This is a genomic window from Mesorhizobium sp. M0018 (assembly GCF_040323955.1).
Lineage (GTDB): Bacteria > Pseudomonadota > Alphaproteobacteria > Rhizobiales > Rhizobiaceae > Mesorhizobium.
This window is the reverse complement of the sequence record NZ_JAMYVL010000025.1, coordinates 50,008-72,904: the sequence shown is the minus strand read 5'-3', so window position 1 is coordinate 72,904 and position 22,897 is coordinate 50,008. Positions and strand designations below refer to the sequence as shown.

Here is a 22,897-nt window from a genome sequence, read left to right as displayed (position 1 = left end):
TCTCAACCAGCGACACCGCACTTTGTTCCTTTTGTCGAATGGCCGCTATTAAACTGCGGCCCGCGAGGAGAACTGAAACTCAGAGAAGCGCCCGCATGTCGGCCGCTCAGTTGGTGCCTGCCGGAGTTGAACGAGAATTGTCTTGGCGGTACTGCGCCAGAAGGCATTCGCGTCCTCCAGGTTTTTGGATTCCAGGACCCGGGCGATACCTTCGACCTAATTTCCGCCGCCGATTCAGCGGAAACGCGCTTATGTTGAATGATCGATCACCTCACCCGGATCGCCCAAGCTTCGAAGGCCGCAACCTGTTGCTGATCGCTTTCCTGATTATCACCGTGCAAGGCAGCGACGTGCTGCAATTTATCTTCGGCAAGCTGTTCGGCCGGCATCTCCTGGCGCGGTGGCGGAAGCGAAACTCACCGCCGTGCCGTACTTTACCTGGGACAATCGCGACCCCGGCGAGATGCTGGTCTGGCTCAGAAGCGCGGGGTAGCTCTATGCCATCTGAGCCGCGTTGCATGCCTTGAATTCGCCTGGGCGCGCGTCATCTAGCTTTGAGTGGCGCCAGTCACTTGAACGGGTGGAGGCAGATTGTGGCGCTCGAAGCTGTCGCGCGTCCGAACGCCGGTGGCCGCTTTATTGCGGTCGTGGTGGTGCCGCTGCTATTCGTCGTCGGTGGACTGGCCATTCGCTATGCGGCATTTGCCTCGATCTCGGCGGAACCAGGCTTCGCAGCCTATGCCCAGGCGCTCTGCCGGTGGGATTGCGCGTGGTATGTCGACATTTCCGAACACGGTTATGAGCGCTTTCCCATTCCAAACCAGAGCAATGTCGGACGCTGGGGCTTCTTTCCACTGTATCCGATGCTGGTGGCGGCAATCCGGTCTGTTTTCCCTTTGCCGACGATACTGCTCGCGTCGATCACATCGGTTGCGTGCAGCTACGCGGCCTGTCTGGTGGCGTGGCCGCTGCTCGAGAAGAACATGCGCGCTTATGTGCTATATTGCGCCTTTCTGCTCAGCGGCCCGTTCTCCTTTCACTTCACGACTTTCCTGACCGAACCTCTTTTCGTGCTCCTGACGTCGTGCGTTTTTCTGGCACTCAAACGCTCTAGCTATCTGACCGCGGGGCTGTCATCGGCTCTGCTGTCGGCAACCAGGCTCGTCGGAGTGCTTGTTGTATTTGCGACCGTCATTCAGATGTTCAGGGATTACCGCGCAAAGGGCGGATCGGCGCTTTCGTTCCCACGTTGGGTGCTTGGCCGACCGGATCTGCTCGTTGCAATTCTCATCTCGCCTGCCGGCTTGTTCGCCTACATCCTGTTCCTCTATCTGACGGTCGGGGACGGCTTTGCCTTCCTGCACGTCCAGCGTGCGTTTGGACGTGTGGCGGGCAATCCGCTCGCCTTCATATGGGATGGACTCTCGGCCGTTCCGACGACTGGGTGGCTGCCTACGGCGCCGCAATGGAGCGCGCTCGCCGCACTCATAGGACTGGCACTATCGGCGGTTCTGGCGGTTCGCAGGCAATATGGCGCCGCGTTGTTCTGCGCCTGCTGCATCATCCTGCCGCTGATCACGAACCTGGCCTCGATGGTCAGATACGTCATTGGGCTTGCGCCTCTGACAATGTTGCTGACCACGTTGTTGTCGGCGTCGAAGCTGACTTTTCTTGCGGCTCTGGGTCTCTTCCTGAGCGCCTGCTATTTCATGACCGTCGCATGGATCGGGGGTTATCTTGCCCTGGTCTGACATTTCGGGCCGGTATCGGCGCGCGGCCAGATTTGGTGGCTACGCGCTGGCGGCGGTTCTGGCCGGGACAGAAATCATCATGCTTGCGCTTGCTCTCAATCCAGACGTCAATGCCGACTATCGCGCCTATTACATCGACCGGACGACGACCTGCCTCAATCGCGATGCGGTCGGCAGCTACACACTTGGCGAGACGGTGTCGTTCCGGTCCGACGGAGCCAAAAAGGCAACCGGCATGATGGTCTGTGGCTGGTCGGGGCCGGTAGCCGACGGCACCCATTCGCTGGGCGAGACCTCGCGGCTTCGCCTGGACATACCGCCGCTTCGCGACGGTCTGACTGCCACGCTGCAAATGGCCGCCGTCATTCGTCCGCCCCAGATCACGCAAAGGGTTGTGATCTCGGTGAACGGCGTTCGGGTACATGCGGTGACGCTGACCGGCAAAGAGCCACGCACGGTATCGTTCGTCATTCCACCGGCGGCCCTCGCCAAGGCCAAGACACTCGACATCGCCTTCGACTACCTCGACGGCATTCCGCAAACTCCTGCCGCCAGCAACATCTATAAGCGCTCCATCAAATTGTTGTCGCTCCGGCTCGATCCCACTGATGCGGATTAGGGCGGGCGATCGCGCTGCCGGCCGCGTCTTCGCTGCGCAAAAACCCATCGGTCGAGCATGAGGAGATTGACCGCTGGAACAAGCAAGCATGTCACCAGGATGGCAATGATCGGCGGCAGACTGAGTTTCGCAGTCAAAAGCGCCGGCGCCGCGTAAGCCACCGCGAAGCCGGTTGCCGTCAGCAAGAGAAAACGCGGAGCCTCCGATCGATGCGATCCGCTCGACGCGAAGGTCACGAACTTATGCGCGAGATAAGAAAACAGGGCGGCAGCGGTATAAGCTGCGAGCGAGGCACCGACCGGCGAGAGGCCGAACCGTTGCCATTCGACCAAAGCGGTGGCCATCACTGCATATAGGATCGTTGCAGCGATGCCGACCGACCCGAAACGCACCAGCAGTTTCAGGCCGGCGTCGCTGGTCGAGGGGCCCTCAGACTTGCGCACTGCAGGCATACTGCGCTCCAAGCGGCAGCGACGCGAGCGCGCGCTCGACTCTTCTGGCGAAAGGCCTTGCCGACGGCAGCAGCAGGAAATGCTCGGATCGGATGTCCCGGAACCCGGTCTCCCGAAAGAGGGACGCTGCGTTGGCAGCGTTGAGGAGGACCGCGTCGTGGTCGAACGGACACCGGAACACCGCAAGACGCGTCAGCGGATTATAGGGATTGTGCTCGATGATGCAGGCGACGCCACCTGGCCGCACGACACGCCGCAATTCCAGCAAGAAATCGGACCAGGAGGAGGGCGGAACGTGATGGACGACGCAACTGGCGAAAGCCAGATCGAACGCGCCATCCTCGTAGGGCAGACTCGGCGACGTGCAGGCCCTATAGGTCACACTTGGATTGTCCTGGCCGGCGCGCAAAATTGATTGCTCCGACACGTCGCAGCCATCGAGGCTGTCGAAAGCGCCGTCGAGGTAGGGGTGGAGCGAGCCGACGCCGCAGCCGATATCCAGCGCCCTTACAGCCGCCCCACCCCGCCGAAGCTTTCGCTCGACCACCAGACGCCGCAGCAGGTCCGCCTTGGCGACAAGGAAGAAGTCGTGCCCGAGTCCGGAAAATCGGATGGACCCTTCGACCGCCTCGCCATAGTTGGAATTATAGCTGTCGAAGAGTTCGGCCATTGGCGGGGACTCCACTCCTGGGCTTGTGAAACGATAGGCGGCGCTTACCAGAGACGGTACGCATCGCCTCGTCGAAGCCGGTGAGCCGATTAATCACATAAAGCGGGCGGCGTTTCACCTCGGCGTGGATGCTGCCAACGTAGAGCCCGACCACACCGGTCATGAAAAGATTGATGCCGCACAGGAGCGACACGATCACCACCGTGGATGTCCACCCGGCAATGATGCCGGTTTCAAAAAACGAGGCAAAGATGGCATAGGCGCCAAAGACCACCGCAAGCGCGGAAATGGCCAATCCGCCCCAGAGCGCCAGGCGTAAGGGCTTCTCGGAGAAACTGACGATGCCGTGAACCGCAAGGTGCACCATCTTCCAGAATGGGTATTTGGTCTGGCCCAGGGTTCGCGCGTGGCGCTCAAATGGCACGGTCGTTTGCTTGAAGCCCATCCAGCCGAACATGCCCCTGACGAAGCGGTCATGTTCGGGCATGCGCTTGAAGGTTTCCAGCGGCTTGCGGCCGACCAGGCGGAAGTCGCCGACGTCGCGCGGAATATCGACCGACGTCATTTTCTCCAGCAGGCGATAGAAAAGACTTGCCGTAAAGCGCTTGAACCAGGATTCGCCCTCGCGCTTGACCCGGCGGGCATAGACGATCTCGAAGCCTTCCTTCCACTTGGCCACCAGATCGAGAACGACTTCCGGCGGATCCTGCAGGTCGGCATCCATGACGATGACGGCATCGCCCGCAGCGGCGTCCATACCGGCGGTAATCGCCACTTGGTGGCCGAAATTGCGGGAAAATTCGATCAGCCGAAAGCGCGGCTCGGCGGCAACCACTTTTTGGAGGTATTCGACGCTTCCATCAAGGCTTCCGTCATCGACGAAGATGGCCTCGGCCTCGCCGTCCAGCCGGTCGATAAGCGAACTGATCCGCTCGATCAGCCGAGGCAGCACCTGTTCTTCATTGTATATGGGCAGGACGAGCGAGTAGCGAGGCGGTGATCTGTTCACCGTCATTCCAGGGCCGTGGACCACAGAGTCTCGCATGCGGTTGAAAATGTAACGAAAGCTACAAAGTTCCAAAGGTGTGCAAGAAAGTGCTAATTTAGCTAGTTCTTGATTAAATGCCGGTTCTCAGTGAGAGATGAGCGTCCGCACCGAGGCGCGAACTCGATAGGTCGCCAGCGAGGTTCGTCTGGCGATACGCCAGCACAAAGCTGTTTGACCGCCCTGAAGATCGCTGCACGCCCTCCTTCGCGCGCTCCACGTAGGCGCCATCCGCAGTCATCACCACGACGCGGGTGCCGGTGCTGATGTATAGCGGTACCAGGGTGCGCACGCCGTTGGACAGCGTTGCCGGTTTCGCGACGAACCTCTGCCGCTGTTTGCGGCCGCTGCTTGCCGTGAGAAGAAGACTTTGCCTGAGATCCACCAGCCTGTTGTTGCGTTCAGGCCCATGACGGCCGGCCGCGACGTTGTCGAGGATTATGGCCATGTTGGGCTGACCTTGCGCAGCCATCCGGCGTCGTTTCTGCGTGCCGATCTTCGCCGGCGCAGCATCGTGACCTGTCAGGAGACCATGCAGGCGCGAGACAGAAGCTGGCTCGAGGCTGCCGGCCTGGTTCTGGTCCGGCAACGGCCAGGCTCGGCCAAAGGCCTCATGTTCCTCACCGTGGAGGATGAGACGGGCGCCGCCAACGTCGTCGTCTGGGTCAAGGTATTCGAGAAATTCCGTCGCGTGCTTCTTTCGTCGGCCATGCTCGGCGTGCGCGGCCGCATCCAGCGGGAAGGGGAGGTGGTGCATCTCGTCTCCCATCAGTTGACCGACCTGTCGCCCGAGCTGGCCAGCCTGGGAAACCGCGAGACGCCGTTTCCCGTGCCGCATGGCCGCGGTGACGAAGCCCATCACGGCGCGCCGAGTGTCGATCCGCGGAGCCTGTCGAAGGGCCGAAACATCGTCGATCCATACGAGCACATCGACGGCATCAAGGTGAAGACGCGGAATTTCCGATAGAAGCTGCAGCGGATATACCGTCATCATGTGGTAGTCTGGCCCGCATGACGGCGCTTTATCTCAATTGGCGCGGAAGACGGTGGATCCCTCAGCCGAATAAAACGCATCCGCCGAAATGGATCGAGCCTCAGCTGACGCGCCTGGTCGACGAAGCGCCCGACGGCGCCGATTGGCTTCACGAGATCACACGATGCTCGCCGGCCTGGCCCGAAGCGGCAGCCGGGCTCCAGTCGTCCGTGCCCGGCTGTGCCGGCCTGGCAAGCACCGGCGGCGCCATGAGCCGGTCCTTGAAACGGCGATCCTCGTAGCGCGCCTTCTTCGCGCGGATCGGCGGCGTGCCCGCCACCATGACGATCTCGTCGGCGGGCGGGAGCTGCATGATCTCGCCCGGGTTAGCAGCGGTCTGGCGGTCTCGGAGCGCGACACCATCAGATGGCCAAGCCAGGGCGAGAGCCGATGGCCCGCATAGTTGCGCATGGCGCGCATCTCGGGAGCACCTCGGCACGGTTCCGTTCGCGCGATAGAAGCAGCGGTTGGCGATTGAGCAGCATGGAATCGCCGAATTCATGCGCGCGGTATCGATACGCGATGAAGGCTGCGGAGGCCTTGGCGAGCAGAGCATCGTCGGCAAAGGCGCGCAAGAGCTCGAAATGGCTTTCGCCGGGCTGGTGGACGCCCGTGAGAACCGCATCGACCACGCGAAGCCGCGTGCCCCGCGCGATGCGCCCTGTTGCAATGCCATTTCCGGCACGCACATTGCCGCCGGGATTGGCAGCTGCCTCAAGTGCGCGCACTACGCTCGTGCCGATCGCAATGATGCGGCCGCCGCGCAGCTTCGCCCACGCGACCTGCGCCGCGGTGCGCCCAGGGATGCGGTATGGCTCGTCGAAGGGAAGGCGCGAGTCGAGCGCGGGATCGCCGGTAGAAGAGACGCCCGCAGCATGCGTGAGTGTTGCAAAGCCAATGTCGTGCCGACGCCAGGCTTGGAGCGTGCGCCAGTCGAGCGCGAAGCCTGCCGATGGCGCCTCGAACGCGACCGGCCCGGCGGCAATCTTCGTCCAAACATCCCACAGTGCCAACGGCTCGGGAACATGCGCGTATTGGATCGGCCGGCCGTGCTGCGCCAGTCCTGCAAGCAGCGCTGCGCGATTGCCTGGGAAGTGCAATTCGAGAAGGCGTGGATGGTCGAGAAGGCGCTCGACGACGGCGTCAAGCGAGCCGAGCCGGAGGCGATCGCCTGGTGACAGCGGAGGTGGAGGCAGCCGGTCTTCCGTGCGCGTGCGGTGATCGCCCGAGCCGAAGGCAATCGCCACGAAACGGGTTGGATCGGGAAGTGATAGCCAGCCCGCCAGGCGGATCTCGATCGCCTCACCGCTTGGGACATGCGTGCCGTGCAAGCTGGCAGGCAAGGTCGCGGCGTCATTGGCGACGACCAGATCGCCGGGGTTGAACAGCGTCGCGAGTCCAGCTCGCGGCAGGTCGCGCATCGTGCCGTCCGCCTCGACGACGAACAGCCTGGCGGAGCGCTGATCGGGACGATCGGCGGCGATCATGCATGTGCTCCGGCGAGACGCGTAGAGCGGACCGGCAACGCGTCGAGCATCTTTTCGATGATCTCGGCAGCTGCCTCCTCGGGGCGCTTCAAGGTCGCCGGATCAGCATCAGGGATCGCGAGCGCGTGCAGTGGGGTGTCCATATCGCCGGGGTCAAGTGCGAGGAGCCGGATGCCGTCTGCTTTCGCCTCCTCGTCCCAAATCGCCGTCAGATGGGCAAGAGCGGCCTTGCTCGCGCCGTATGCTCCCCAGCCGGGATAGGCGTTCACCGCGGCGTCGCTGGAAATGTTGATCGCCATCGCGCCACGGCCGCCGCGCGCGGACGCCGCAAGCGCACCGAAAAGAGCCTTCGTCAGCCGGAACGCGCCGACCAGGTTGACGGCGAGCGCTGTTTCCAGCTCCTCGCACTCAGTATCGGCGAGGAGCGCCAGAGGGACAGGGCCGAGGCTCGAGGCATTGTTGATCAGGACGTCGAGCCCGCCGAGGCTCGCGGTTACCTGTAGCGCGATCGAGTAGGTGTCCTCCTTCTTGCCGACGTCGCCGACAACGCCGTGCGCGCCCGTCTCGTCAGCGATGCGTGCGACGTTCGCGGCGGTGCGGGCGACGAAGGCGACGCACGCATCCTGTGCGGCAAGCTGCCGCACAAGCGCCAGTCCGAGACCGGACGTGCCGCCCGTAACCGCCACGCGAAGTCCCTGAAGTTCGATATTCGTCTGCATTGCCAGTGCTCCCTTAATCCGTATGCCTCTTGCTACAAGTTAAAGTTAACTTGAAGTCAAGCGGGAATTGTGCTTTGGTTCATGCATGGATTCCATGCTGACCATCACCGACGTGTCACGGCGCAGCGGCGTCGCCTCATCGGCCCTGCGCTTCTACGAGGAGCGCGGGCTGATCGCGTCCGAGCGGGCCGGCTCGGGACACAGACGCTACCCGCGATCCGTGCTGCGCCGGATCGCCTTCATCGTCTTCGCGCAGCGAATTGGGCTGACACTTGAGGAGATCGGCGCCGAGCTGGCCAAGTTGCCGGCCGATCGCGTGCCGTCGCGTCGGGATTGGTCGCGGTTGTCGGGCCAGTGGACCAAGCGCATCGACCAGCGCATCGCCGAGTTGCAGCGCCTGAGGTCGGGGCTTACCGAGTGCATCGGTTGCGGCTGCCTGTCGATGGACCGGTGTAGCCTTGCGAACCCTGCCGATATGGCAGGACGCAAGGGGCCGGGGCCGAGGTATTGGCTGGGGTGAGTTGACAGCCTGCCTGTCCCTATTGCAGAACTCGGCAGCGCAAGACTTCGCCAAGTGCGAGACGCTGCGGCCCCGGTAAGGTCAGGGCGCGGCGGCCCTGATGTCAATTCAGGAATCGCGCTGAACCGGACAGCTCCTGCATTTGTCTCAAAACCGCGGTCAACAAAGGGTCAGAACAAGAGCTGCTCAAAATCGACGCGATGGAAGGCTCCCGCTCCGCCGGGGTTGGCATCGTTAGGATGGACAAACCGGGAGCGTAAGACTCCTGCGGCGGATTTGATTCGTGATCGTCGCGCAGCCGTACCAGCAGTGCCGCCCGCAGGCCCGCTGCATCTCTTCCGGCGATCCGATCGCCTGTCGCGAGCGACTCAGGTGCTCTTCAGGGTCCCGTTCATCCCTTCCGGATAGAAGCCGCCCTTGCTTACGCCGTCCTTATCGGTGAGATAGACGATCCGCAGCACTTCCTGCGGCGTCCTGGTGAACGCGATCGCGTCGGGCGTCGAAGGAACGAAATTGGCCTTGCCATTCACCTGGATGCCCTGGTCCTTGTCTTCCGGCCCGTCGATCTTGTCTCGTGCATCGGAGACGGCGTTGGCGGCCTTCCAGGCTTTCTCTCCTTTCCGGTATAGAGTGGAGCGCGCCATTCCCATGTGATAGGCCTCGACCGCCAATATGCCGGCGGCGGCTGCGAGGAAGTCCTTGTCCTTCAGAACCGTCGCAGCACCGGCATAGGCGGTGACGCCGACATCCTCGAACAGCATGCCGCCCAGAACGAAGTTCGTTTCGTTGCCGAAGGGATCGAAGTCCCGCCCGAGGCCCGCTGCCTCCGCGACCGCCTTGAACCCCGCATCGAAATCGATGGCCGGCCTGTCGACTGCGTTCTTTGCAAGCGTCTTGCGGTAGAACCGGACATGCGCGAGTTCGTTTTCAGCAACCTCCTGCATGAATTCGCCGATGGCGGGTGTCTCGAAGGACACTTTCTTTCCGCCGACGACATCGCCGGGTTTGGAACCGGCATCGGCGGCGTCGATGCCTTTCCCGGTGGTGCCGCGAAGGTAGTATTCGGCCTCCATGTATTCCAGGTTGAGCGCAAAACGGAAGATGTCTTCGTCCTGCACTTCCTCCTTGGCATAGGCGCGAGAAACCGGCGCCAGGCCCGTCGTGGCGGCGAGGCTGGCTCCCAGCCCAAATTGCAATGCGCGGCGACGGGAAAGGTGGAGTGAAGGGATGGCACGTATCATGGCTTCCTCCCAAAAGTCCGCCGGGACCACCGTTGGCACCTTATCGCGGGCAACGCGCCCAACTCCGCCATAGGCGAAATGTTCCTGTAAAGGTCGGACTTTGCAGGGGTCGTGCTCCGGATCAATGGCTTTTTGGGCGCGTAACGTCGGAGTTGGCATCGACTATTTGTGACCAAGCCTCGAGTCTAGACATTGAGGTGACACATTATGAGCCGGATAAGCTACGCCCGCGTCGGAACTGGGAGAAACGTCCGCTATCGAACGACCACTTTTCATTCGCGCGGTGAAGCTGCGGAACATCAAAAAGCTGCTCAAGCTCGATCGCAGAAAAGCGCTGCACTTGGTTTGGACCGAACGAGATTGCCGGAAGGTGTGATGCCAGATAAAGCGGGCAGAGGTGCAGTCGCCTCGACGCTGTACTTTTCGTCGCGTTATCAAGCCGGTCCGCGATCCCGGTTGCACTCGCCGCCAAACCGGAACCCTGGCCACGGACGAGACAGGCAAGCCTAGCTGGCGGGCCGCCAAGGCAAGCGAAAACCGCCAAATAGAGCCGGATCTAATGTGGGGTATCGAGTTTGACCCAGCTTCACAAAACCCAGAAAGGCCGGCGTATTCTGCAGATGATTGACCTCAGTCGCCGGCCCCCGATCCAGCTGTTCCAGTTCGTGAAGAATATCGACAGGAGGACCAACCGTGACGTTCATGATGACCGCCGTTCCGGCCGAGCTCGATAGAGGATGATCCGTCCCGTCGGCAGAACCTGGGTGAGGAAATCAAAATCGCGGACGTTGCCGGTCAGCACGCTCGCACCCAACTGACGCGCCTGCAGGAACACGAGGGCGTCATTTAGGAAGCGCCGCTCGTGCCCCTCCCTCTTGGGCAGATTGCTCAGCCGGAAGAGCAAGCCAGCCAAGACCCCGGCCTGTCCCCAGATCGCATCGTCCGGTGCATGAAGTCGGTAGTCCGGAATGTCCTCTACCGTGGCTTCAATCGTCTCGAGGACAGCTTTTGTGGATGCATGCTTAGGGTCCAGCCGACCAAAGGCTTGGGTCAGCTCAGACAGGCAGGCAGCGGAATGGTGGCATCGGCGATAGGTAAGCAGCGTATCGACTTCAACCGGCGATCGTCCCTGCAGGACATCCAGATAGACGCTCGTATCCAGAAACAGCGGTCCCCCGATCGCAGGTTCGTCAGCAACCCATGGGAGATCGTCGTCGGCCCTGCGCTTCAGCGTTCCGTTGTGCTTTTGGGGCTTTAGCGATCGGAGCGTTTCGGAAAGATCAAACCCCAAGATCTATGTCCGCCGGGATACTGCCCTTACGTCCGACCAGGCGGGCGCCAAAGTCATCTTCGAGGGCCAGGCGCGACAGCGCCAGTTCCAACAGCTCCGTGTCCGAGGTGACATGGGCGCGCTTCTTGGCCGCCTCGATCAACTCCGCGGGCACCCGCGCCGAAAGACGGGTATTCTTCGCGGCGCCGAGGAGGCCGGCGGCTTTCGCTTGCTCCAGTACAAGTTTATTGCGGGTCGATGCGACCGTTGCTTCGCTTTCTGCAGCCGTCCGTGTCTGCGCAGCCATGAGAACCTCCTGTGTTGAACAGAATATAGATTGCGTTGAACGCATAGGCAAGGCTTAGTAGCCGCTGGCCGTCGGGACCATCGCTCCGGGATGATCAAACGGACATCTGATGCTTTCGCACTTATCACGCGCGGTCAGTATTCGGGGCTTGCGACCCAACCCGTGAAGGGCGGAGAAGTCCTCATCGCATTGCAGCGCGACGGGCAGTCCAAGGTCGCCGACGCGCTCTCAAAGGGTGCGCGTTTTCAGCTCTAGCTGGCCCTGCGGCTTGCCGGATATTACGAGTTCGCCCAGTTTCGACCCCTCTGTGCCATTCATTGCCGACGAGATCATGACCTTCGACCATTTCCGGTCCGAGGAGGTTTTCAGGTTGTTTGGTCAGATGGCAAGCGCTGGCCAGGTGATTTATCTGACGCATCACCAGCACCTGTGCGAGATCGCCAAGACTGTTGTTCCCGGCGTTACACCCAAAGCGCATTCATAGCGTCAGAAGCTGCCTGTTTCGTTTTCTTGGGTTCAACTCGCATTGTCCTTGTCCCTTCCGGGTTGACGTTCCGCCGTCGCACCGGAAAGACGGCGTTCTTCGTTGCGCAAAATCTGCAGACCCCTCCAGTGCCATGGCGCGCTATGTCGAGCGGCACCGGCGCTTTTCTGATCGCCTCTGACCGGTTTTCCCGGAACAGGACCGCCAAATGGTGGACGTCCCGCGCCATTGCAGCCTGGCTGGCTTTGGCGGTCAGCCAGGTTCTTGAGCAATCCGCGCGGCGGCGGCTGATGCGCCGGAAGGCAGACGATGCTCGCCAGGCGCAACAAAAAATTCTTTATCTAATCGCCGCAATCATGACGCATAAGCTCCAATTGCAGCCGGCGGAAATACCAGAAATCACAGTCAGTATTGAGGCGTGCCGAACCCATATTGCCCACTTGCTGCAAGACCTGCGACACGCGGGTCCGTCCAAAAAATCATGGCTCTACCGGCAACCGGTTCGATCGCTTGATCTGGGCAAGCGCGAAGCTGGACTCGATCGAGGAGACGCCATCGAGCCGCGTCAGCTTTTCCTTCAGGAAGCGCTCATAGGCGTGCAGGTCGCGCACCACCACACGCAGCAAATAATCGCGCTGGCCAGTCATCAGATAGCAATCGACCACCTCCGGCCAGCGCGCGATTGCCGCGTTGAACCGGTTCAGCTCGCTCTCGCGCTGGCGCTCAAGCTTGATCGAGGCAAACACCGAGATCGGCAGATCGACCATGTCCTGGTCGATCAGTGCGGCATAGCCGGTGATCACCCCCATATCCTCCATCAGGCGGACCCGGCGGGCGCAGGGCGAGGCCGAAAGGCCGACCCGCTCGGCAAGCTGCTGCGCCGTCATCCTGCCATCGACCTGCAGCGCGGCAATGATCTTTCGGTCGATATTGTCCAGTCGACCTTTTGGCATCGAACGTTACTCCATTGGCTGATATTGACACAACCAGCTAACGCGGCTGCCAATCTCATGCAAGTTTAGCGACAATTGGCTTTTGCTCAGCCCTAGGATTGAGACATCGCAACCGGGAGTCTTGCAGCATGGACAAACAAAAACTGGAGGCACTTTCGGCACTGGAGAAAAAGGTGCTCTGGCTGTCGACATGGATGATCCATAACGCCAATCACCTGCGGGAAAATACGGACGGCTTGAAGGTTGGCGGACACCAGGCATCCTCGGCGTCGCTGGTGACGATCATGACCGCGCTCTATTTCTCGGTGCTGAGGCCACACGACCGGGTCGCGGTGAAGCCGCATGCCTCGCCAGTGTTTCACGCCATCCAGTATCTTCTGGGCAATCAGACGAGGGAGAAGCTCGAAGGGTTTCGCGCCTTCGGTGGCGCGCAAAGCTATCCGTCGCGGACCAAGGATGTCGACGACGTCGATTTCTCCACCGGCTCAGTTGGCCTCGGCGTCGCGCAGACACTGTTTGCCTCGCTTGTGCAGGATTATCTCGGCGCCCGCGACGAAAGCATGCCCGAGGGCCGCATGGTGGCGCTGATCGGCGATGCCGAGATGGACGAAGGCAACATCTTCGAGGCGCTGCTCGAAGGGTGGAAACACGGCCTGCGCAACTGCTGGTGGATCGTCGACTACAACCGACAGAGCCTCGATGCCGTGGTTCGCGAAGGCCTTTGGGAACGCTTCGAAAACATTTTCCGGAATTTCGGCTGGAACGTCGTGATCCTGAAATATGGCTCGCTGCTCGAAGCCTCCTTCACCGAACCCGGCGGCGAGGCGCTAAAGGCCTGGATCGAGGCCTGCCCGAACCAGCTCTATGCGGCGCTGACGTTTCAAGGCGGCGGCGCCTGGCGCAAGCGCCTGGTCGCCGACATCGGAGACAAGCCGGGCCTGGCATCGCTTCTCGACCGGCGCTCCGATGCCGAGCTCGCCGCGCTGATGACCAATCTCGGCGGCCACGACCTGCCATGCCTGATCGAGGCCTTCGGGACGGCACGCGGCAACGATCGACCGACATGCTTCATTGCATATACGATCAAGGGCTTCGGCCTGCCGCTCGCCGGCCACAAGGACAACCACGCCGGCTTGATGACCAGGGATCAGATGGCGGTCCTTCGTGCCTCGATGTCGGTCGGCGACGGGCGGGAGTGGGACGCCTTCGAGGGATTGGCTGTTGGAGATCTGGAGCTGCAACGGTTCCTCGACGCCGTTCCGTTCGCGGCAAAGGGCCAGCGGCGCCGGCACGCCCAGCGCATCGTGGTCCCCGGTCGTCTCGTTGCGGAAGCCAAAGGCAGCGTCTCCACGCAGGTCGGCTTCGGCAGAATTCTGGACGAGATTGCGCGCGCTGGCGGGCCGCTCGCCGACGCGATCGTCACGGCATCGCCCGATGTCACGGTCTCGACCAATCTCGGTCCCTGGGTCAACCGGCGCGGCCTGTTCGCGCGTCAGTCACTTGCGGACACTTTCCGCAGCGAACGCATCGCCTCGGCGCAGAAATGGGAATTCGGCCCCTCCGGCCAGCACATCGAACTGGGTATCGCCGAGAACAATCTGTTCATCCTGCTGTCGGCACTTGGGCTGTCGCATTCGATTTTCGGCAAACGGCTGCTGCCGATCGGCACGCTCTACGATCCGTTCGTCCAGCGCGGTCTCGATGCGCTCAATTACGCCTGCTATCAGGATGCGCGCTTCCTGCTGGTCGCGACGCCATCCGGGGTCACATTGGCGCCGGAAGGTGGGGCGCATCAGTCGATCGCCACACCGTTGATCGGCATAGCGCAAGACGGGCTTGCGGCTTACGAGCCGGCCTTCGTCGACGAGTTGGGCGTCATCATGCGCTTTGCGCTGGATTATATGCAGCGCGACGGCGACGCCGTGCAGTCGGAGCGCACCTGGCTGCGCGACGAGACCGGCGGCTCGGTCTATCTGCGGCTCTCGACGCGCCCGGTCGAGCAGATCATTCGTCCCATGATGCCACAGCTCGAGCAGGACATCATCGACGGGGGCTACTGGCTGCGGGCTCCGGGTCCCAATGCCGAAGTGATTGTTGCCTATACCGGCGCGGTTGCGCCGGAGGCCATCGAAGCTATCGGCATGATGGCAGAGGACCGTCGCGACGTCGGTCTTTTGGCCGTGACTTCGGCCGATCGCTTGAACGCAGGCTGGACAGCGGCAAGTCGCGCGCGCGAACGCGGCCTCGTTCACGCCAGGAGTCATATCGAAAGGCTGTTTGCCGATCTCCCTGCGCATTGCACCATCATCTCCGTCACCGACGGTCATCCGGCGGTACTCGGCTGGCTGGGTTCGGTGTACGGCCATCGCACGCGCAGTCTCGGCGTCGAGCATTTTGGCCAGTCAGGGACTATCGGCGACCTTTACCGCCACTTCGGCATCGACGCCAATTCCATAGCCACAGCCGCCGACCGGATTGCTGGTGGGCGCCCCATCCGCCATCTGCGCGCGCTGGATTGATGCTGACGACATTCTGTGGCCGAGGCCTGATCGTGGATCTGAAATCATGCCACTCGCTGCTCGGGTAACGCAATATCTGAACGGCGCGCCTCTGTCGGACCGGGCTAGTGCTGAAGCCCGGTGATCATGGCGACGATCTCGTTCTTGTCGGTCTCGCTGGTCTTGCGCACGCCGATCTGTTTGCCACGTCGCAGAACACAGATCCGATCTGAGAGCCTGAACACCTGGTCGAGGCTGTGGCTGATGATCAGCACGCCGATATTGCGCTGCTTCAGCGACAGAACAATCGTCTCGACCTTGGCGGTCTCGGCAACGCCGAGCGCGGCGGTTGGCTCGTCGAGCAGGATCAGCTTGCTTGCCCAGTGCGTGGCGCGCGCGATCGCCACGCCCTGGCGCTGGCCGCCCGAAAGATCGCGGATGGTGGCGTGAGCCGATGGGATGCGAACGTCGAGATCCTTCACCAGCTTTTCGGTGTCGTCGATCATCCGGCGTCGGTCGAGCAGGCCGAAGCGGTTCACCGGCTCGCGGCCAAGAAACATATTCATGTAGACGGTCTGCTGATCGGCGAGCGCCAAGTCCTGATAGACCACCTCAATTCCGTGGGCGCGCGCCATGGTGGCGCTCGACATTGCCACCGCCTGCCCCTCGATGATGATCGTCCCGGATGTCGGAGCATGCACCCCCGTCACGATCTTGACCAGCGTCGACTTGCCGGCACCGTTATCGCCGACCAACGCCACTATCTCGCCGGGATAGAGCTCGAGCGAGAAATTTTCGATTGCCGTGAGGCCGCCGAAATTCTTGCGGATGTCGCGCAGCTGCAAAACAGGGGGCGTGCCGGTCGTGGTCGCGTTCATCACTTGCTCCTAGACAGGCCAGGCAGCGGTTTCGCCAAAACCGTTTTCGATCGTTTCGACTTGGGGCGCCCCCTTTGAGACACCGGAGATGCCGACCACGTAGGCGCGGGTCACGAACGCCTGGCCGCGAAAGCCGAACACCGCCGTGTCGCCGGAGCGTGGCGCATTGGCGCCGCTAGCGTCAATCATTGCGTAATAGTCGATTGCCGCAGGCGGCGGCACCTCGACGCTTCTGAGCGCGGCGGCGGCCGTGGTGGGTTCTGCGGACACGATTGCCTTCACCTCATAGTCCGGAAAGATCGGATCGATATAGAAGCCGCCACCCAGGCAGTAGGCTTTGCCGCCAGACAAATGCGAGATCTCGGTCAAATACAGAACGGCAGGGAGCTCCGGCAGATCTTCCATGACGTGCAGCGCAGTGGTGCCGGCCAAGCCATTGCCCGGTTCACATTGCGTGGCGCCGGCTTCGGCCAGCGCGCCAAGCAGGACACTCGACGTTGTGCCGGGCGCGTTCACCTCTATGTCGCTGCGACCGGACTTGGCGAGCGCTTCGGCAGCTCTGCCCAGTGTCGCCAGATTGTGTGTCGGCAGGACCGTTCGCGTGGTCTGGTCGAACAACAGCGCCGGGAAGGTGGTGATGCCAGCGAACCGTCCGCCGTCGAGACCATCCAGTTTTTCGGCGACCGCGGCGATATCAGCCGCCTCAAAACCACCTTCGTGGCCGCGGTAGAAAACGTCACCATCGGCGCGGATGCGGGCAAGCAGGTTTTGCGTGTACCCGGCGAGCCTTGCGCCGGCAGCGGCTTCTTCAGCCTTGGTGTCGTTGAAGACGGTCCAATAGTCCGGCCTGAACGTTTTGGCCGCCGCATTGGCCTCGTGCCTTGCGATCTGCTGCAGGTGGCCAAGATGACCGAGCCTCAGGCCTGCTCTGTGCGTTGCCCGCGCGCAGGCCATGTCGACGGCGACGGCCTGATCGATGCCACCACGCTTGAGCGCATGGCAGAACGAACTGGCGCGGCCGACCTGCTTGGTCATGGCGAAAATCTTCAGGCCGAACCGGTCGGCCTCGCGCTTCAGGACCCGGGCATTGCTTTCGACGGCATCGAGGTCGAGCACATAGGAATTAGCCGGCAGCTTTCCTTCCTGGTGCAGGCGCATGGCGCTTTCTATAAAGCTCGGATTGCGGCGCCGCAGAACATCGAGGAACATGACAAAACTCCTTCAACGGGACTTTTCGCGCAGCGATACGGCGACGGCCGCAAGAATGATCAAGCCGCGCACGATCATCTGGTCGGAGACGGACAGGCCCATCAGGATGAGGCCGTTGTTCAGCATGCCCATCATCAGCGAGCCCACCAGCGCACCGACAATCGATCCCTTGCCGCCGTTAAGCAGGGTTCCGCCGACAATGACGGCCGCTATCACCGTCATAAGGTCGGTTTCGCCGAGCGTGTATTTCGCAGCCTGCAGCCGGCCCGCATAGAGCAGCCCGGCAAGGCCGGCGAGCCCGCCGCTTGTGGTCAGAACGGCAAGCCTTATCTGCGCCACGCTGATGCCGGAAACACTGGCGGCACGGCTGTTGTCGCCGGTGGCCAGCACATGGGCGCCGAAGCGCGTCTCGCGAAAGATGAGATGCGCGATCGCAACGGCAATTACCGTCCACCAGATCAAAGACGGAACACCCAGCAAAGAACCCGAGCCGAAGAAACCGGTGAAGGCGTCGTTGGTGACCGGGATCGACCGCAAATCGGTCATCGAGCGAGATACGCCGGCAAACAGCCCGAGCGTCGCCAGCGTTACCAGGAATGAAGGCAACTTGACGTAAGCCACGAGGGCGCCGTTGAGAAGGCCGATCAGCAGGCCGGCGCCGAGGCCGGCCAGCACCCCAGCCACCAAGCCGTAGGCGTTTATCGCCACCGCGGCGGCAAGGGCTGCCACGGCAACGATCGAACCTATCGAAAGATCAATCTCGCCAGCCGACATGACAAAGACAAGGCCGATCGCCATGATCGTCACGGGTGCCGTCTGCAGCACGATGTTCGACAGGTTGCGGACCGTCAGAAAACCGCTGTCCTTCAGTACGATCGCGAAGAACAGAAAGATCGCCAGAAATCCGAGATAGACGACATATTGCTGCAGGTTGAAGCGGCTGACCAAGCTCGCTGCCCGGCCGGGGCTGGTGTTGACACTCGACATTCTCACTTCCTCCGGCGGGGCGCCATTGTCCGCCGCTATTTCATGGCGGCCGCGATGGTCGCGGGCACGTCCTTGTTGAGGGACCGCTTCCACCCGTCCTTGACAGTGTCCTTGGTGACGGCGAGGGAATCGACCACGATGAACGGCGCGGCTTTCTTGCCGATCAACGAGGCGGCCGTGGCGCGCGCCAGCGTCACGCCGATGTCGTAGGCTTCGTCTGCGATGAGTGCCGCAACGTTGCCGCCTTTCACCATGTCCAGTGCCGCCGGTTCGTTCAGGTCGAGCGTGACGATCTTGGTGTGGCTGTTGCCGGCCGCCCGCAAAGTGGACAGCACGCTAAGCGCCGGCTCAGCCCAGGTGACATAGATACCGTCGAGGTCCGGGTGCTGTGTGATCATCGCCTGCGCGATTTCCTCGCTGCGCGCGGGGTCGGCCATTCCGGCCTCGGCCACGATCTTCATGTCGGGATAGTCCTGCTCGATCGTGTGCTTGAATGCTCCGTCACGCTGGTTGGTGACGTAGAAATCGGCATCGTGAAAGATGTAGCCGACCTTGCCCTGCTTGCCGAGCGCGTCGGCCATTGCGATCCCGGCCTTGTTGCCCATCTGGAAAAGGTCGTCCGAAACGATGGTCACATAATCCTTGTCGTGAACGTAGCCTGCCGGCGAATTGTCGACGAATCCCAATTTCACGCCGGCCTGGCGCGCAGGATCATAGACGGTGGCCGCACTTGCGGGATCGACCGGTAGGGACAGTATAATAGAGGGCCTTTTGGCGAGTACTGTCTCGACGTCGGATTTCTGACGGGCCGCATCAAAGCCGGCGTCGGTCTGAGCGACGACCGTGATGCCGAGCCGCTTCAACTCGTCCTGGGCGCCGCTGTTCACCGCGTTGGTGTATTCGCTCATCTCATGCCAGACCAGCGCGGCGGTGTATTTGCCGTCCTTGATCTGCTGCTCCTCAGCTGGTGTGAGCACGACGCTCTTTGCCGGCGTCGGCTTTTCCCCGTTCGGTCCCGTGGTGGTGCCCTCGGCTGCGAAGGCGTTGGCAGCGACGAGTGCTACCAGTGCCGACAACATTCCAATTGCTATGCGCATGTCGGTTCCCCTTGTTTTTATGATGTCGGCGGCCCTGATTGGCCGCCGGGCATTGCCCTGTCATTTGGCCGCGTCGAGCACCGATTGCGGCGCGTCGCGGTTCAACGAATCCTTCCAGCCCTGCGCAACGTTCTGCTTGGTCACGGTAAGCGCCGGGGCAACGACGAAGGCCGGGGTCTCCTGGCCGAGCAGCGCCTTGACGCCGACAGCGGCCATGGCGCGGCCGAGCTCATAGGCCTTGTCGGCCACCAGTGCGGTCACATTGCCGCCCTTGACCATATCGAGCGCCACCGGTTCGGCGAGGTCGAGCGTGACAATCTTGGTCTTGGTGTTTCCGCTTGCCCGCAAGGCCGACAGCACGCCGTCGGCCGGTTCGGCCCAGGTGACGTAGATGCCGTCAAGATCGGGATGCTGCACGAGCATCGCGCTGGCCAGCTCTTCTGCCCGCGCCGGATCGGAGATCCCCTGCTCGGCGACGATCTTGATGCCGGGATAATCCTTCTCGATCGTTGTCTTGAAAGCCTGGTCGCGCTGGTTCGTCACATAGTAACTGGCGTCGTGGAAGATGTAGCCGACCTTGCCCTTGCCATCGAGCGCCTTGGCCAGTGCATCGGCCGCCTGCTTGCCCATCTGGAACAGGTCGTCAGTGACGATGGCTGCATAGTCGGTTCCGTGCTTGTAGCCTTTCGGCAGATTGGAAAGGAATACCAGCTTGGTGCCGTCGGTGAGCGCCTGACGGAACGCCTCGGCCGAAGTGACCGGATCGAGGGGCAGTGACAGGATGACGTTTGGCTTCGCCGCGAGCGCGGTTTCGATGTCGCTGCGCTGGCGCGCGGCGTCAAAGCCCGCGTCGGTGGTGGCGACGATTTGAATGCCGGCACGGGCAAATTCATCCTTGGCACCGGACGTGACCGCATTGGTGAAGTCGGAGGAGGTGTGCCACAGCAGCGCGGCCTTGTAGCCCTTCTCCTTTACTGCGGCCAGGTCTGCATCCGACAATCTAACCTCGGCGCTGGGTGTCGCCGTCTCGCCGCTCGGTCCCACTGTCTGTGCGCCGGCTCCACCGGCCATGAGCATCAGGCTACCTGCAAGTGCTGTAGCAACAAGTCTGTCTATCAGCATGATAGTTCTCCCATTTTCGCTCTCAGTTGTCCTTCATTCCGTAACGCCGCAATACTCCACCATGAACCGGGCGAAGCCGACGACGCCGGCCAGATATTCCTCGACATCGACGTGTTCGTTGAAGGTGTGGCAGTTGCGAATGTCGCCTGGCGCGCAGTACACGGCGGGGATGCCGAGCCGGTTGGTGAAAAATGATGACTCTGACCAGAATGGCGCGCCTTCGATGGCGCCGCGACCAGCCATCGATCGGGCCATGGCGGCAGCAAGAGCGCCGACCTCCGGCCTGTCAGGTGCAATCTCGGCGGCGTTACCCCCGAGCGGATGATCGCGACCGGCCGGATAGGCGAACGCCAACATGATTTCGGGATCGGTGACGGCGCCGCGCACCACTGCCTCGATTTCGGCGGCGGCCTCGTCCAGCGACTCGCCCGGCAACAGCTTGCGGATCAGCGACAACGTGCAGCGTTCGGGCACCGCGATGTAGCCGCCGCCCGCAAGCCCGGTGATCAGCAGGAAGCCACGCCCGATCAGCGGGTGCTCGGCTCTTGTTGCAACATCTTCCGAATGCTTCCACAGCGCGCTCATGACGGCGTGGCTTGCACGCAAGGCATCCTTGCCGAGTTCGGGTACGCCGAAATAGGCTGATCGTCCGGTGATGGTGATGTCGGTAATGAAGAAGCCAATTTGGGCCGGATAAACCGAAAGGCGGGTAGGCTCCACATAGACGACGAAATCGGGCGCCACGACTTCGCCTTTCTCGATGCGGCCGACGAAGTCCTTGATGCCGGCGGAGACGCCGGTTCCAGGCTGGCCGCTCTCCTCGTCGCCGACGAAGGCAAAGGCAACGTCGCCGGCCAGTTGGATGTCGGCGGTGTCGAGCAGAGAGAGTGCCGACAGCGCGGAGCAGATGCCGGCCTTGAGGTCGCCGGCGCCGCGGCCCCAGATCTGCCCGTCGATCATTGGCGCGGCAAACGGATCCTGCCTGGCGGTGCCAGCCCAGTGCTCGCGCCAGCCCTCGACATGGACCGTATCGGTGTGGCCGATGAAGAGCAGCCGCTTGCCGGCGCCGGCACCTTTGCGCTCACCCCAGACGTTGGGCCGGCCGGGCGCGAATTCCGCACGCCGAATTTCGCTCAAGCCAAGCACGCGCATGCGGTCTTCAAGGAAGGCGACAAAATTTTCTTCGTGACCGGTTATGCTTTCGCGGCCGATTGCCCCCTGCAGAAGCTCAACCGCTGCGTCCCAATCGAGGGCGGCGCGCAAGCGGGTGGTGATGTCCTTTGAGGCGGTCATAGCGTGGCCTCGCGCAGCACGGCCGAACTGGCTGGGGGAAGCGAAATGCGTCCGTCGGGCGCGTCGACGCCGAACAGTGTGTTGTGCAACTGGCCGAGCCCGATCGCGGCAGCGCCGATGAGCGCTGCCCGCGACCCGAGTTCGCTGGCCTCAACGGCGATAGGGTAGGGGAAGCAGCGCGGCAGCAGGTCCCTAACGCGCAACAGGATTTCCGGCCGCAGCCCGATCGAGCCGCCTAGGACGACCTTTTGCGGATTGGCAATTGCCGCTATGGCCACAATGCCTTGTGCGAGGTAGCGCGCGGTTTCGTCAAGTACCGTCGCGGCATGCCTGTCTCCAGCGGATGCACAGTGGAAAATCGTCGGCACGTTGACGATGTTGCCCGTCAGCGTTGCGTAGCGTTCAACCATGGCGCTGGTTGCGACCACGCGCTCGAAAGCGCCGGCGCGCAACGATGTCGGCGCGAATGGATCGGCGCCAATCGGCAAAAAGCCCATCTCGCCGGCTGCATTGCTGGCGCCCCGCACCAGATTGCCTCCAACCATGAGGCCGCTGCCGATACCGGTACCCAGCGCAATGAAGGCGAGGTTGTCGATACCCCGGCCGCACCCCTGCCAGTTTTCGCCGAGCACCGCCAGATTGACATCGTTCTCGATCACCACATGAAATCCGAATGCGTGCTCGAAAGCGCCAACGACATTCATCGTGCCAAAGCCGGCAATATTCGGGGCAAGCAGGACGCGGCCCGTCTTCTTGTCGGGTGCACCGGGAACACCAATCACCGCCAGCCTTATCTTTGTGCGCGAGATTCGGTGCCTCTCGGCCGCCTGAAGCGCTAGATCCACGATCTGGTCGACGATGAACTGTCCGCCCCGAGGATCGGTCGGCGCCGTTTCCTCCGCGAATATCTGGCAGGCAAGATCGGTGAGCGCGACCCGGACTTTGGCGCCGCCGAGGTCGACGGCCGCGATGTAGGCCGCGTCAAATACGAGTTCGTAAGTGACAGCCGTGCGTCCGACATGTCCGCTCGTGCGCCCTGTCTCCTGCACCCAGCCTTCCTGCTCAAGTGTCCTGACGATCTCGGAGATTGTCTGCTTGGACAAGCCGGTCTGCTTTGCGATCGAAGCGCGCGAGATCGGCCCACCTTGCACGATCGCCTCCATGACGGAGCGCTGCGAGAACTGACGAGAAATGCGCGGCAGGTCGTTCAACAGCAGCTCCGATTAATTCGTTCTATGACCGAACTTAATAATCATTTTCGA

The 22,897-nt window shown here is 62.1% G+C and carries 21 protein-coding genes and 5 pseudogenes; 7 read left to right on the top strand and 19 right to left on the bottom strand.

Translation table 11 applies throughout. From position 1 onward, the window contains the following. Nucleotides 1-278: 278 nt before the first annotated feature. The 3 genes and pseudogenes from NKJ81_RS27275 to NKJ81_RS27260 all read left to right on the top strand — a co-directional run. Nucleotides 279-398: pseudogene (locus tag NKJ81_RS27275) on the top strand (phosphatidate cytidylyltransferase); the annotation flags it as partial. Nucleotides 399-593: 195 nt separating this feature from the next. Continuing rightward, nucleotides 594-1,751 (top strand): putative hexosyltransferase, encoded by a 1,158-nt coding sequence (locus tag NKJ81_RS27265; protein WP_352542317.1) that lies wholly within the window; start codon nt 594-596, stop codon nt 1,749-1,751. Between the two features lie 79 nt (nt 1,752-1,830). Continuing rightward, nucleotides 1,831-2,370, top strand: a complete 540-nt coding sequence (locus tag NKJ81_RS27260; protein WP_352542316.1) for a hypothetical protein — start codon at nt 1,831-1,833, stop codon at nt 2,368-2,370. Here the strand turns inward: NKJ81_RS27260 and NKJ81_RS27255 are convergent. The 4 genes and pseudogenes from NKJ81_RS27255 to NKJ81_RS27240 all read right to left on the bottom strand — a co-directional run. Beyond that, complete coding sequence (locus NKJ81_RS27255) at nt 2,367-2,822, bottom strand: GtrA family protein (protein ID WP_352542315.1); 456 nt, start codon at nt 2,820-2,822, stop codon at nt 2,367-2,369. The two genes, NKJ81_RS27260 and NKJ81_RS27255, sit on opposite strands and share 4 nt — an antisense overlap. Further along, on the bottom strand, nt 2,800-3,492 hold the full coding sequence (locus tag NKJ81_RS27250) for a class I SAM-dependent methyltransferase (protein WP_352542314.1): 693 nt from the start codon (nt 3,490-3,492) through the stop codon (nt 2,800-2,802). Before NKJ81_RS27250 ends, NKJ81_RS27255 begins: the two co-directional genes overlap by 23 nt. Continuing rightward, nucleotides 3,467-4,507, bottom strand: a complete 1,041-nt coding sequence (locus tag NKJ81_RS27245; protein WP_352542313.1) for a glycosyltransferase family 2 protein — start codon at nt 4,505-4,507, stop codon at nt 3,467-3,469. The genes NKJ81_RS27250 and NKJ81_RS27245 overlap by 26 nt, the downstream gene beginning before the upstream one ends. Nucleotides 4,508-4,739: 232 nt before the next feature. Further along, nucleotides 4,740-4,853: pseudogene (locus NKJ81_RS27240) on the bottom strand (elongation factor P); the annotation flags it as partial. Between NKJ81_RS27240 and NKJ81_RS27235 the strand changes: the two are divergent. Further along, a pseudogene (locus tag NKJ81_RS27235) lies at nt 4,854-5,504 on the top strand (OB-fold nucleic acid binding domain-containing protein); the annotation flags it as partial. 223 nt (nt 5,505-5,727) lie between these two features. On the opposite strand, the pseudogene NKJ81_RS27230 reads toward NKJ81_RS27235, so the two are convergent. From NKJ81_RS27230 to NKJ81_RS27220, 3 genes and pseudogenes are all read right to left on the bottom strand, one after another. After that, a pseudogene (locus NKJ81_RS27230) lies at nt 5,728-5,999 on the bottom strand (type IV secretory system conjugative DNA transfer family protein); the annotation flags it as partial. Next, entirely contained in the window at nt 5,933-7,057 is a 1,125-nt protein-coding gene (locus NKJ81_RS27225; protein ID WP_352542312.1) for an S-adenosylmethionine:tRNA ribosyltransferase-isomerase, read from the bottom strand. The pseudogene NKJ81_RS27230 and the gene NKJ81_RS27225, both read right to left, overlap by 67 nt. Further along, nucleotides 7,054-7,776: an SDR family NAD(P)-dependent oxidoreductase gene (locus NKJ81_RS27220; protein ID WP_352542311.1), complete on the bottom strand. Its 723-nt coding sequence runs from the start codon at nt 7,774-7,776 to the stop codon at nt 7,054-7,056. Before NKJ81_RS27220 ends, NKJ81_RS27225 begins: the two co-directional genes overlap by 4 nt. A gap of 94 nt (nt 7,777-7,870) precedes the next feature. Between NKJ81_RS27220 and soxR the strand changes: the two genes are divergently transcribed. Continuing rightward, nucleotides 7,871-8,296 (top strand): redox-sensitive transcriptional activator SoxR, encoded by a 426-nt coding sequence (gene soxR / locus NKJ81_RS27215; protein WP_502895522.1) that lies wholly within the window; start codon nt 7,871-7,873, stop codon nt 8,294-8,296. A 368-nt stretch (nt 8,297-8,664) separates the two neighbouring features. Here soxR and NKJ81_RS27210 read toward each other — a convergent pair whose 3' ends face one another. The 4 genes from NKJ81_RS27210 to NKJ81_RS27195 all read right to left on the bottom strand — a co-directional run bounded on the left by NKJ81_RS27210 (nt 8,665) and on the right by NKJ81_RS27195 (nt 11,114). Continuing rightward, entirely contained in the window at nt 8,665-9,537 is an 873-nt protein-coding gene (locus NKJ81_RS27210; RefSeq protein WP_352542310.1) for a ferritin-like domain-containing protein, read from the bottom strand. A 506-nt stretch (nt 9,538-10,043) separates the two neighbouring features. Further along, entirely contained in the window at nt 10,044-10,241 is a 198-nt protein-coding gene (locus NKJ81_RS27205; RefSeq protein WP_352542309.1) for a hypothetical protein, read from the bottom strand. After that, complete coding sequence (locus tag NKJ81_RS27200) at nt 10,238-10,828, bottom strand: type II toxin-antitoxin system VapC family toxin (protein ID WP_352542308.1); 591 nt, start codon at nt 10,826-10,828, stop codon at nt 10,238-10,240. The genes NKJ81_RS27205 and NKJ81_RS27200 overlap by 4 nt, the downstream gene beginning before the upstream one ends. Continuing rightward, nucleotides 10,818-11,114, bottom strand: coding sequence for a hypothetical protein (locus NKJ81_RS27195; RefSeq protein WP_352542307.1), 297 nt, complete (start codon nt 11,112-11,114; stop codon nt 10,818-10,820). Before NKJ81_RS27195 ends, NKJ81_RS27200 begins: the two co-directional genes overlap by 11 nt. Before the next feature lie 69 nt (nt 11,115-11,183). On the opposite strand from NKJ81_RS27195, the pseudogene NKJ81_RS27190 reads away from it, so the two are divergent. Beyond that, a pseudogene (locus tag NKJ81_RS27190) lies at nt 11,184-11,598 on the top strand (ATP-binding protein); the annotation flags it as partial. Between the two features lie 479 nt (nt 11,599-12,077). Here NKJ81_RS27190 and NKJ81_RS27185 read toward each other — a convergent pair. Further along, a complete protein-coding gene (locus tag NKJ81_RS27185; RefSeq protein WP_352542306.1) occupies nt 12,078-12,551 on the bottom strand; it encodes an Lrp/AsnC family transcriptional regulator in 474 nt (157 codons plus the stop codon). A 128-nt stretch (nt 12,552-12,679) separates the two neighbouring features. On the opposite strand from NKJ81_RS27185, the gene NKJ81_RS27180 reads away from it, so the two are divergent. Beyond that, a complete protein-coding gene (locus tag NKJ81_RS27180; RefSeq protein WP_352542305.1) occupies nt 12,680-15,070 on the top strand; it encodes a thiamine pyrophosphate-binding protein in 2,391 nt (796 codons plus the stop codon). A gap of 104 nt (nt 15,071-15,174) precedes the next feature. Here NKJ81_RS27180 and NKJ81_RS27175 read toward each other — a convergent pair whose 3' ends face one another. Genes NKJ81_RS27175 through NKJ81_RS27145 form a run of 7 tightly spaced genes read right to left on the bottom strand, consistent with a single transcriptional unit; the run spans nt 15,175 to nt 22,846 of the window. Next, entirely contained in the window at nt 15,175-15,927 is a 753-nt protein-coding gene (locus tag NKJ81_RS27175) for an ATP-binding cassette domain-containing protein (RefSeq protein WP_352458022.1), read from the bottom strand. Nucleotides 15,928-15,936: 9 nt separating this feature from the next. Continuing rightward, a complete protein-coding gene (locus NKJ81_RS27170) occupies nt 15,937-17,136 on the bottom strand; it encodes an alanine racemase (protein ID WP_352542304.1) in 1,200 nt (399 codons plus the stop codon). 12 nt (nt 17,137-17,148) lie between these two features. Then, the gene (locus tag NKJ81_RS27165; protein ID WP_352542303.1) at nt 17,149-18,123 is read right to left on the bottom strand and encodes an ABC transporter permease; all 975 of its coding nucleotides are present in this window, start codon (nt 18,121-18,123) and stop codon (nt 17,149-17,151) included. 35 nt (nt 18,124-18,158) lie between these two features. Continuing rightward, nucleotides 18,159-19,220: a substrate-binding domain-containing protein gene (locus tag NKJ81_RS27160; protein ID WP_352542302.1), complete on the bottom strand. Its 1,062-nt coding sequence runs from the start codon at nt 19,218-19,220 to the stop codon at nt 18,159-18,161. A gap of 60 nt (nt 19,221-19,280) precedes the next feature. Continuing rightward, nucleotides 19,281-20,342 (bottom strand): substrate-binding domain-containing protein, encoded by a 1,062-nt coding sequence (locus tag NKJ81_RS27155; RefSeq protein ID WP_352472940.1) that lies wholly within the window; start codon nt 20,340-20,342, stop codon nt 19,281-19,283. A gap of 33 nt (nt 20,343-20,375) precedes the next feature. Beyond that, nucleotides 20,376-21,635 carry a M20 family metallopeptidase gene (locus NKJ81_RS27150; RefSeq protein ID WP_352542301.1) on the bottom strand — a complete coding sequence of 420 codons (1,260 nt, stop codon included), beginning with the start codon at nt 21,633-21,635 and terminating at the stop codon, nt 20,376-20,378. Then, entirely contained in the window at nt 21,632-22,846 is a 1,215-nt protein-coding gene (locus NKJ81_RS27145; RefSeq protein WP_352542300.1) for an ROK family transcriptional regulator, read from the bottom strand. The genes NKJ81_RS27150 and NKJ81_RS27145 overlap by 4 nt, the downstream gene beginning before the upstream one ends. Nucleotides 22,847-22,897: the final 51 nt, after the last annotated feature.